The organism is Flavobacterium sp. GNP002 (assembly GCF_054343795.1).
This window is the reverse complement of record NZ_JBTGUW010000001.1, coordinates 2,739,887-2,751,165: the sequence shown is the minus strand read 5'-3', so window position 1 is coordinate 2,751,165 and position 11,279 is coordinate 2,739,887. Positions and strand designations below refer to the sequence as shown.

At 31.1% G+C, this 11,279-nt stretch carries 8 protein-coding genes; 4 read left to right on the top strand and 4 right to left on the bottom strand.

All coding sequences use genetic code 11. The annotated features are described in order from the left end of the window. The first annotated feature begins 19 nt into the window (after positions 1-19). Positions 20-400, top strand: a complete 381-nt coding sequence (locus tag ACXX80_RS12035; RefSeq protein ID WP_458553405.1) for a RidA family protein — start codon at positions 20-22, stop codon at positions 398-400. A gap of 25 nt (positions 401-425) precedes the next feature. Here the strand turns inward: ACXX80_RS12035 and ACXX80_RS12030 are convergent, their stop codons facing one another. The 4 genes from ACXX80_RS12030 to ACXX80_RS12015 all read right to left on the bottom strand — a co-directional run bounded on the left by ACXX80_RS12030 (position 426) and on the right by ACXX80_RS12015 (position 8,276). Beyond that, positions 426-1,277 carry an N-acetylglucosamine kinase gene (locus ACXX80_RS12030; protein ID WP_282716405.1) on the bottom strand — a complete coding sequence of 284 codons (852 nt, stop codon included), beginning with the start codon at positions 1,275-1,277 and terminating at the stop codon, positions 426-428. Positions 1,278-1,417: 140 nt separating this feature from the next. After that, positions 1,418-2,422, bottom strand: a complete 1,005-nt coding sequence (gene gap, locus ACXX80_RS12025) for a type I glyceraldehyde-3-phosphate dehydrogenase (protein ID WP_417952125.1) — start codon at positions 2,420-2,422, stop codon at positions 1,418-1,420. A 74-nt stretch (positions 2,423-2,496) separates the two neighbouring features. Then, positions 2,497-3,483 carry a 6-phosphofructokinase gene (gene pfkA, locus ACXX80_RS12020; protein ID WP_417952126.1) on the bottom strand — a complete coding sequence of 329 codons (987 nt, stop codon included), beginning with the start codon at positions 3,481-3,483 and terminating at the stop codon, positions 2,497-2,499. A 386-nt stretch (positions 3,484-3,869) separates the two neighbouring features. Further along, complete coding sequence (locus ACXX80_RS12015) at positions 3,870-8,276, bottom strand: translocation/assembly module TamB domain-containing protein (protein WP_458554100.1); 4,407 nt, start codon at positions 8,274-8,276, stop codon at positions 3,870-3,872. Positions 8,277-8,501: 225 nt separating this feature from the next. Between ACXX80_RS12015 and tsaD the strand changes: the two genes are divergently transcribed. Genes tsaD through ACXX80_RS12000 form a run of 3 tightly spaced genes read left to right on the top strand, consistent with a single transcriptional unit; the run spans position 8,502 to position 10,895 of the window. After that, positions 8,502-9,524, top strand: a complete 1,023-nt coding sequence (gene tsaD / locus ACXX80_RS12010; RefSeq protein ID WP_417991100.1) for a tRNA (adenosine(37)-N6)-threonylcarbamoyltransferase complex transferase subunit TsaD — start codon at positions 8,502-8,504, stop codon at positions 9,522-9,524. 3 nt (positions 9,525-9,527) lie between these two features. Continuing rightward, the gene (locus ACXX80_RS12005; protein WP_315208173.1) at positions 9,528-10,238 is read left to right on the top strand and encodes a 16S rRNA (uracil(1498)-N(3))-methyltransferase; all 711 of its coding nucleotides are present in this window, start codon (positions 9,528-9,530) and stop codon (positions 10,236-10,238) included. A gap of 18 nt (positions 10,239-10,256) precedes the next feature. Next, positions 10,257-10,895 (top strand): DUF4159 domain-containing protein, encoded by a 639-nt coding sequence (locus tag ACXX80_RS12000; RefSeq protein WP_458553404.1) that lies wholly within the window; start codon positions 10,257-10,259, stop codon positions 10,893-10,895. Positions 10,896-11,279: the final 384 nt, after the last annotated feature.

Below are 11,279 nucleotides of genomic sequence, written 5' to 3'. Positions count from 1 at the left end.
TATACAAAAAAACTGTTTTATGAAAAAGATAATTTTTACAGAGAATGCTCCGGCTCCAATCGGACCTTACAACCAAGCAGTTCTTAAAGGAAATACGTTATATACTTCTGGCCAAATTGCAATTAATCCTGCAACTGGAGAATTGGTTACTGACAACATTGAAGTAGAAACAGAACAAGTAATGCAAAACATGAAAGCCGTACTTGAAGCAGCAGGAATGACATTTGAAAACGTTGTAAAGACAACTATATTCATCATGGACATGAATGATTTTGGAAAAATAAACACCGTATATGGTTCTTATTTTAACGAAAAAACCGCTCCAGCTCGTGAAACGGTTCAAGTGGCATGTTTGCCAAAAAATGTAAATGTAGAAATTTCAATGATTGCAATACTTTAGTTAAGTATTGCAATTATTTAGATTTTTATTTGTTGGCAATATGATATGCTATAAGACCATCAATAGGTCTTCTAAGTACGTTACCTAATTTTAATTCATACTTATCGAAAGTCTCTTGCAATTCATCTTTCAAATAAAATGCAATAGATCCTACGAAGTGAACAGGTACTTCTTTACAATTATCATATTGTTTAATATAATTTTTCACAAAAGACTTCATTCCTTTGAAAATTATTTTTTTACAAAATTCAGTATCTTTATGTTGAATTAAGAACTTAGCAAATGTTGCTAAATAAGCATTAGGATTTGCTTCTTTGTATAGTTTACTTTTGATAGCATCAGGATCTAAATCGTATTCTTTCTCAAATTCTACTGCCAATTCTTTTGGCATTTTATTGAAATAATACTTTCTGATTAATTCTTTTCCAAAAACATTACCGCTGCAATCATCCATAACGATATAACCTAATGATTGTACTTTTTGATGCAATTCTTTTCCATCAAAATAACTACAGTTAGATCCGGTTCCTAATATACTAACAATAGCTTTTTCACCTTTAGGAGTTGTAGCGTAAACTGCAGCATATGTATCCTCTTCAACTACAATAATTGCGTTAGGGAAATAGTTTTGAAAAATTTGTGAAAGCGAAATTTTCATTCTATCAGTTCCACAACCTGCGCCATAGAAAAATAAATGAGTAGCCTCTTTTTTATTTTGTAAAATATCGAAACGATCATTTAGACGTTCAATAATTTCATCTCCATCTAGAATTTCTGGATTCAACCCTAATGTTTGCGTGGTAAACAATACTTTTCCGGCATCATCAATCGCTATCCAATCAGCTTTGGTAGAACCACTATCAACTAATAATCTCATTTTTTTTTGGTTTTTTTGGTTTTTTTGTATTTTGTTTTTCTAATTTAAAATACGTGCCGTATAAAATCTGCATTTAAAAAATGGAACAAAAAATAAAATCCCGTTAAATATAATATAACGGGATTTGTAAATATAAAGAATTATTTTAAACCTGCAATATGTACAGATAAATCAATTAATTTGCTAGAATAACCATATTCATTATCATACCAAGAGATGATTTTGAAGAAAGTAGAGTTCAATCCAATTCCAGCATTAGCATCAATGATAGATGTTCTTGAATCAGAAACGAAATCTTGAGAAACAACTAAATCTTCCGTATATCCTAAGATACCTTTCATTGTAGTTTCAGAAGCATTTTTCAATACAGCCATGATTTCTTCGTAAGTAGTTTCTTTTTCAACTTTTACAGTTAAATCAACTACAGAAACATCAGTTGTAGGAACACGCATTGACATACCTGTTAATTTTCCGTTCAATGAAGGAATAACTTTACCTACCGCTTTAGCAGCACCTGTAGAAGATGGGATGATGTTACATGAAGCAGCACGTCCACCTCTCCAGTCTTTTCTTGAAGGACCATCAGTAGTCATTTGAGTAGAAGTTGTTGCGTGAACAGTAGTCATCAACGCTTCAACAATTCCAAAGTTATCATTAATAACTTTAGCTAATGGAGCTAAACAGTTAGTAGTACAAGATGCATTAGAAACAACCATATCAGTTGCTAAAGCTTCCTCATGGTTTACTCCCATTACAAACATTGGAGCATCAGCAGAAGGAGCTGAAATAATTACTTTTTTAGCACCACCTTTAATGTGCTCAGTTGCAGTTTCAATAGTTGTGAAGAAACCTGTACATTCCGCAACTACATCAACATCAACTTCATTCCATTTTAAATCTGCAGGATTTCTTTCAGCAGTAATACGAATGTTTTTTCCGTTTACAAAAAGTTTTCCATCTATAACTTCAACAGTTCCATTGAAACGACCGTGAACTGAATCATATTTTAATAAGTAAGCTAAGTGATCTACATCTAATAAATCGTTGATAGCTACAACTTCTACATTATCTCTATTGTAAGATTCTCTGAATACAATTCTTCCAATTCTTCCAAATCCGTTTATTCCTAATTTTACTTTTGACATTTTACTTTAATTTTTTTGTTTATTTTTATTAACTCAATCTAAAGTCTAATTTCCTCACAATAAACTTTAACCACTTATGTGGACATAATGTCCGAAACTCTTAATAATTCTCTATCAATCATTGTTTTACCTTTGATTGCTTGTTCTAAAGGCGTTAAAGCTACTTTATCATTTTGCAATCCAACCATATAACTTGACTTTCCTTCCAATAACGATTCAACGGCTTTTACACCTAATCTACTGGCTAAGACTCTGTCAAAACAAGAAGGGGAACCACCTCGCTGCATGTGACCTAAAACTGAAACTCTAACATCGTATTCAGGCAAATTAGCTTCAACGTAATCTTTTAATTCGAATACATTTTTCCCAATTTTATCTCCTTCAGCAATAACAACTATACTTGATGATTTACCTGAAGCTTTACTTTTTTGCAGAGACTCTAATAATCTGTCTAAACCTAAATCCTCTTCAGGAATTAAAATTTCTTCTGCTCCTGCACCAATACCAGCATTCAAAGCAATATGACCAGCATCTCTACCCATTACTTCTACAAAGAATAATCGGTTGTGAGAACTTGCAGTATCTCTAATTTTATCAATTACGTCAACTACAGTATTTAATGCCGTATCGTAACCTAAAGTATGACTCGTCCCAAAAATATCATTATCAATAGTTCCCGGGATTCCCATTACTGGAAAATTAAATTCAGTATTGAATAATAAACCTCCTGTAAAAGTACCATCACCTCCTATTACCACTAAAGCATCAATTCCTGCTTTAGTAAGATTTTCGTGTGCTTTTTTTCTTCCTTCTGGAGTTTTAAATTCTAAAGATCGAGCCGATTTAAGAATCGTCCCTCCTTTATTTACAATGTTGTTTACACTTCGAGGTCCCATTTCTTTGAAGTCGCCTTCAATCATTCCCTGATATCCTCTATAAATCCCTATGCATTCTATATTATGATAAGCACATGTTCGAACAACTGATCGAATAGCTGCATTCATTCCTGGTGAGTCTCCTCCCGAAGTTAGAACGCCAACTTTTTTTATTGTTTTTGGCATTATTTAAGTATTAAAGTGTAAAATTAGCAAACATTCAGCACTTTTAAAGCTGTGTTTTTAATAAATTAGTAAAGCGTTCCAAATTCAAACGTTTTCGTTGATAAGTTTTTGGAAAAACAAAATAAAAAGGATTTTATTTAACAAAATTAAAAAATAATCGATTTTTATTTGATAATTAACAATTAGCTTGTTTTTTTGATTGCAAACCAACAGAATACATTAACTATTTGTTACTAAGATACAAAAAGAGAGTTTTCATCTGTAAACTTTAAAAAATAATTGTGATTTGATATAATACCTGACTATTGGAATTACTTATAGTAAGCCAACATTAAACCGTATTATTAACAAAGAATCGCAGCTTTTGTATAATAAAAGAATGACTATTAGTTTTCCTCAGGAAGCAAACCTTCATGGTTTTTCTTAATCATTTTGGGTATAGATTTATTTGATTTAGAAAAATTAATATAATCAGGGGACATATCAGAATCTTGATCTTCAGCAACAGGCACGGTAGCTCGGTCTATTTTTAGGTTTTTAAAAATTTTATTGACTAACTCTTTGAAAGTATCAAAATCGACCTCATAAGAAACCCCTAAACCTTGCGTATATCCAATTCCTTGACCTATATAATTGATGTCATTTTCTTTATTAAAAAGACGTAAATTAAGTGTTCCGTCTTCATTAACTCTATATAAAACTTCAACATCACCTACGATTGCTGATTCATTAATCCCTCCAAAAGGAACACCGAGTTTTCCATTTATAGTAATTCTTTCATTAATTTTTGATGAAATTGTAGCTACAAATCGCCCGTCTGTTTCCTTACCTATTCTTCTGTCGGCACCTATAAAATTAAGACCCACTTTAAATTTCTCATCATCCGACTGTATGATTCCACCTAATATACTTGAAGCGGTCTCAAATAAGCTTCCTGAAAAATCAGATTGGCTCACTCCTTCCGGACTTAAAAAACCACCAGAGGATAATAAATACAAGGCTTGAGTCTGTCTTACATCCTTATCATTTAACTTGTATTGAATTTCTGATTTCAAAACATTACTTACTGTTGGAAATTCAATATTAAAATCAGGCTCCGGACTGGTCAAATCGCCTCGAATACCAATAACTACTTCAACAGGAACTTTAGTATTAAAAGATGAATTATCTAATAATACGGCAGGATTTGCTGTCGTTTTATATACCGCTTCTAGATTTAATTGCGCTCTCATCGGATTTCCTTCCCAAGAAATAGAACCTCCTTTTTTAACTGCAAATTTCTTATCAATCAGTCCGCCGTATTTAAAATTATAGGTTCCTTCATACGCCTGGAAATCTCCCCACATATTAAATTTCCCTAAAGTATTTATTTTAAACAATAAAGATCCAAAACCCTTTCCTTTCATTCCATGACCCGTATTTCGGTCTAAAATCACTTCTACTTCGGCATCCGGAGTAATATCAAAATCAAACTCTAATTCCAGTCCGTTATAATTTCTGGTATTATCCGTAATCCCATTTTTTAAATTGTATTTTTCTTGAGCAGTCACAAAATGTAGAAAAACATTATCACTAACGCTTTCGGCATTATTAATAGGAATTTTAACAGCTGTTCCTTTTTCAGATTTTGCGTCAACTTTTATAAACAAAGAATTCGTTGGTCCTTTTATAGTGGCAATACCATCAATAAAAGCAGTACCGTAATAGGCCGCATCTTCACTATCTTGAGTGTCTAATGCTAAAAGCCTTTTGGAATTAATGGCTAAATCTAATTTCCAATCTGCAAAATTATTATGCTCAATACTTCCGTTCAATTTACCTACAGTTCCATATTTTGTATCCGTAAGTGTATTGTTTCTAAATAGGAATTTCTCATCGGTAAGATCAATAATTGTATTGTTGCTCAATGCATAATCAACATTCAAATACGGGATGGTTATACCGGCATCATCCAAAAATAATCGTCCATTAATATTGGGCTTTTTAAGATTTCCCTCAATCGTGGAATTACCTGATATAGAACCTCTAATATTTGATAAAACTTCCCCACCAAGAGAGTTAAGAGTTGCAATATTAAACTTTTCGAATTTTAGTTTTAAATCAAGGATGGTTTCCTTGTTTACAATTTCAAAGCTTCCATTAGCATTAAAGGATTCTAAATTTTTATTTTCTAAATTAGAATTGATAGTAAACTTTCTCAGGCTTTCATCCCCTTCAATTTCAAAATTCAAAGTACCCAAATCTGTTTTGTTTACATTTAAATTATCGATTACTATAGAAGATGTAGGCTGATAAATATTATTATTCTGCTTGAAATTTACCTCGCCATTTATATTTCCATGCGCCACAAACTTATTATTGGCGGGCGTAATTTGGTTTAAATCTACATCCTTAAAGCTTAATTTCAAATCCTTGACATTTGAGCCTTTAAAAGCACCCATTAACGAAATAGACTGATTTTCATGCGACAAAATTATATTGTCAATGTCGAAGTTTTTAAATGATTTATCAAAAACAATCTGATTATTTGGCGTTTCATCTTCATTTAAATACCAAAGATAATCCTTGAATTTAACTTCTGATTTACTGATACCAACTACGTTATTGTTGTCCTTATTAATCGTATGATATAAATTCAGATTATAATAATCCTCGCCTTGTGATCCGCCTTTAAATTCAGAACGAAAAAACAAAGTATCTTTCATTGTAACATTTATTACACTAAAATCACGAATTTTATAATATTTCGTTTTTATACTATCTAATTCTATGTAAGCATTATAAAGTGGGTTTTTATTATCTACCGAAACTCTAATATTATCAAATGTATTATCAGAAGCTATTATTTGAGGCGAATTAAAATTAAGCTTAAACTCCTGATTATCAGAATTTATATTTCCTTTAATTATTGTATTAGAACCGATTGAAATATCAGGGTAAAATATTTCGATGATTTTATTATAAATCGAAAAATTAAATTTAAGAAACTGCCCTTTTTTAACCTTACTTGGTTTGAAATTGGTATAAAGGCTTCCCAAAGAATTTTTTACTAAATTCTCCAATTGATTGAATTCATATTTACCTACAATTTCACCTTCAACAATATCAGGAGAGTTTACAGTTATAGTTCTAATTCTATTTTGGTCAAAACTGGAAATTATTGTAAAATCATCAAAGTTGTAGGTGCCTTTTGTATTTTGATAAGAGGTTTTATTGATGTATACATTTCCCTGAAAATTCTCTATATTATTTCCAGAAGCCTCAACTACAACATCCCCTTTAAAAATAGAAACAGAATCTTTTACTAATTTCAGTTTAGTTAAATCTGCATTTTCAACATTGATATGAAAATCGTATCGGCTGTCTTTTTTACTTAAATCCAATAAACCGTCAAAAGTCATACTCAAATTAGGGTCATTAACCGTAATTTGGCCTTTGTAATTAGGACTTTTCAGCGTTCCATTGACAACAATATTAGTATAATTGTAGTTCTTATAATCCATTTGACTAATATCGCCCTTTATAGCAGTATCCAAATATTTTTGCTTGAATCCCTTTCCATCTACATCAATATTCAAACTCACACTGCCTAATTCCTTCTGATCTAATAATGTCCCAATATCAAAATTTTCTAAAATCACATTCCCAAAATAGGAAGCCTTGTCAATCACATCAATATTTTGTATTTCTAAATTTGAAGTTACTTTTCCTAATGCAGTAATCATAGAAAAATCAGCTTCAACAGCAGTTGTTGAAACATTAGACGTTCCCGCAGCGGTAAATCTCCCTAATTTTTTTAAAGAAGTAGGTAATTTATTCCCTAAAATATTGGGAAGTATTACAATTAAATCATCGTAACTGGAAGTTAACTTATCAAACTTAGCATACATCGAAAATTTTTGCCCTTTTTTGGCAAACAAATTCTTGAAATTTATATCGCCGTTAATTTGTGTCTTGCGATCATCAACTAATTCTAAATTTTTAAATTTCAAATCATTCAGAGTCCCTTTTATACTTGCTTTGGTATAAAAATGTTGATTCCTGCCTAATTCCTTATAAAAATAACGAATGTCATTTGAAGCAATTGATGCTGCATCTAATTTTATATCAAACTGAACTTTATCCGTAAAATTAGAAAAATCTTCAATTTTATATTTTAATAAAACAGTCCCTTTCAAGGTTGATTCTTTTGTCAACAAATCAAGATTTTCCAGTTTTATATTCTTTTTTGAATAACTGAATTTGGAACTTAAATTTTTAACATACAAACCACGAAAATCCAAAAATGACATTTTATTAATCATTGTGGTAACATCCGGGCCGTATATTTTAAAATCAGTTACCGAAGCGTTCAGTTTAGTAAAATCTAAATCTTTAGGATTTTCACGATTATCATCCGTCAAAATAAAATGACCATCATAAATTTTTAATGTATTCGCTTTTAGTAAAAATTTCTTGCTTGATGGTTTTCCTGTTTCAAAAGCTGCAATAAACTTATCGAGATTGGATTGTTTTTCGTTTTTGTACGTTCTCAAATTAAAAAGCAACCCATGCAAATCTAAATCATCAAAGATTAAATCTCCATCGAGCATTTTTTTACCTTCCAAAATAGTGGTTGAAATTCTATTGGCAAAAATTAAAGTATCTTTATGATGATCCCGAATCAATACTTTTTTAAATTTTACACCTCCAAAAACTGAAATGGCAACTTCATCAATATTGATATTAGTCCCAAAATCTTTGTTGATACTATTAGTAAAGTATTGAGCAATTTTTGTTTGAACAAATGGCATGGTAAGAGCAATACCGAGTACCAACAAAAGTAGGATTAGTCCAAGTAGAGAACGAAATACTATTTTTTTTATTTTTTTGATACCTATATACTATTTAAATTTTCTAATATTTCATTTTGCCTTTGGAAACGGAAGCACCTTAAATAAAAATTCTTTAATTTTGGCTGCTACAAAGTGATTTTTATAATCGACTTGTCAAATGTAATTCAAAATTAGTGCCTTTTTATGCAAAATCCCGAGGTTTTTATTCTTGCCATCGAAAGTTCCTGTGATGATACCGCAGCTGCTATTTTACAAAACGATAAAGTGTTGTCAAATGTTGTTGCAAATCAGCTTATACATAATCAATATGGTGGCGTCGTTCCTGAACTGGCCTCGCGCGCGCATCAACAAAATATAGTTCCGGTAATCGATGCAGCGCTTCGTAATGCAAATATACAAAAAGAACAGCTATCGGCAATTGCCTTTACACAAGGTCCTGGACTCATGGGATCCCTTTTAGTAGGAAGTTCGTTTGCAAAATCAATTGCTTTGGCCTTACAAATTCCTTTGATTGCTGTAAACCATATGCAAGCACATGTTTTAGCACATTTTATAGATGAAGAAGGATATGAAAAACCTACTTTCCCTTTTTTGGCGTTGACCATAAGCGGTGGACATACTCAAATTATAAAAGTGGACAATTATTTTGAAATGACTGTAATTGGAGAAACCACTGATGATGCGGTTGGCGAAGCTTTTGATAAAAGCGCAAAAATACTGGGTCTTCCCTACCCTGGCGGTCCATTAATTGACAAATATGCGCAACTTGGAAATCCGAAAGCCTTTTTATTTACAAAACCAAAAGTTCCAGGATTGGATTTCAGCTTTTCAGGTCTAAAAACGGCAATTTTATATTTCATTCAAAAGAAAAAATTAGAAAACCCAAATTTTGTTGACGAAAACCTCAATGACATTTGCGCTTCTATTCAACACACCATTATTGAAATTTTAATGGACAAAATAAAATTAGCTGTAAAAGAAACCGGAATAAAACAAATTGCGATTGGCGGAGGAGTTTCTGCAAATTCTGGAATCCGAAATACATTAAAAGAAACAGAGAATAAATATGGTTGGAAAACCTTTATTCCTAAATTTGAATACACTACCGATAATGCTGCAATGATTGGAATTGTAGGTTATCAAAAGTTTTTATCTCAAAAATTTGAAACTTCATCTGTGGTTTCTAAAGCAAGAATACAATTCTAAATTATGCAATTATTTTACAATCCAAATATTACTGAATCTACTGAAACCTTTTCTTTTGATAAAGAAGAAAGTAAACATATAATTAAAGTATTGCGCAAGAAGGATACTGATATATTATTTGTAACCAATGGCTTAGGATTTTTATTTAAAACTGAAATAACATTAGCTTCGGATAGCAAATGCACCGTTAAAATCCTTTCATTCGAAAAAGCAGCAGCTTCAAAATTTCATTTGCATTTGGCGGTAGCACCTACAAAAATGAATGATCGTTACGAATGGTTTCTGGAAAAAGCAACTGAAATAGGCATACACGAAATCACACCTATTATTTGTGATCATTCTGAACGAAAAGTCATCAATAACGAGCGATTTGATAAAATTTTATTAGCTGCCATGAAGCAATCTAATGAATTGTATTTACCAAAATTAAATGATGCCATAACCTTCAAAGAATTTATTAAACTTGAAAGAAAAGGTTTAAAACTGATTGCACATTGCGAAGAAACGGATAAAAAAACACTAAAATCAGTTTTGAAGCCCAATGAAGATGTGACATTACTCATAGGCCCGGAAGGTGATTTTTCTGAAAAAGAAATCGCTTTAGCTCTTGAAAACAACTTTAATCCTGTTTCATTAGGAAATACTAGATTAAGAACTGAAACTGCCGCTATTGTAGCCTGTCATAGCATAGTTTTTGTCAATGAGGAGGAATAAAAACTGATTTAAATCATTATGAGAAAACTATTTTATCTACTGTTATTGTTTTCAATTCCAATATTTTCACAAGAAATTGCTTTGGTAAAATATAGCGGCGGCGGTGATTGGTATGCAAATCCTACTTCTTTACCAAATTTGATAAAATATTGTAATACCAATATCAATACCCGAATAAAAACAAAACCATCCACCGTTGAACCCAGCAGTCCTGATTTATTTTCCTATCCCTATGTTCACATGACAGGACATGGAAATGTAGTCTTTAATGATGCTGACAGGAATAATCTTAAAAATTATTTACTCGCTGGAGGATTTCTCCATATTGATGATAACTATGGTATGGACCAATATATTCGAAAAGAAATAAAAAAAATATTTCCAAATAATGACTTGATCGAAATCCCTGCCAATCATGCCATTTTTCAAAAACCATATTCTTTCCCAAACGGATTACCAAAAATACACGAACATGATGGAAAACGACCACAAGCTTTTGGAATATTTATTGAAAACAAATTAGTATTGCTTTACACCTACGAATGCGATTTAGGTGACGGTTGGGAAGATCCAGGAGTCAATAACGACCCAATTAACGTTAGGGAGAAAGCTTTAAAAATGGGTGCTAATATCCTTAATTATATTTTTAATAATTAAGAATTCTGCCTGCCAATTTCTATTTTAAAACGGCTTATTCAATATTTAGATTTGAATAGGCTATTTTTATATAAAACCGTTTCAAAAATCATATATTTCTCCTCAAAGTTATTGAAAAAACAAAAACAACAACCACAAAAAATGCTTTTTACTCCAAAAATACAAAACATCAATTTCATATACATTTACAACATTACTTTATTAAATCTCATATTATCTCTTAAATAACTACATTATCTCTACAATTTTGATTGCTGGAATTTGGTAAAAAAAAATTGTATGAAAGTACTTGTAAATTATAAGCCCCTAAAATTAACTAAAAGCAGTAAAATCAATGGAATGGTTTTTTTTTTAGATTTTTTTTTCAATAAAATTTTTTTTGTG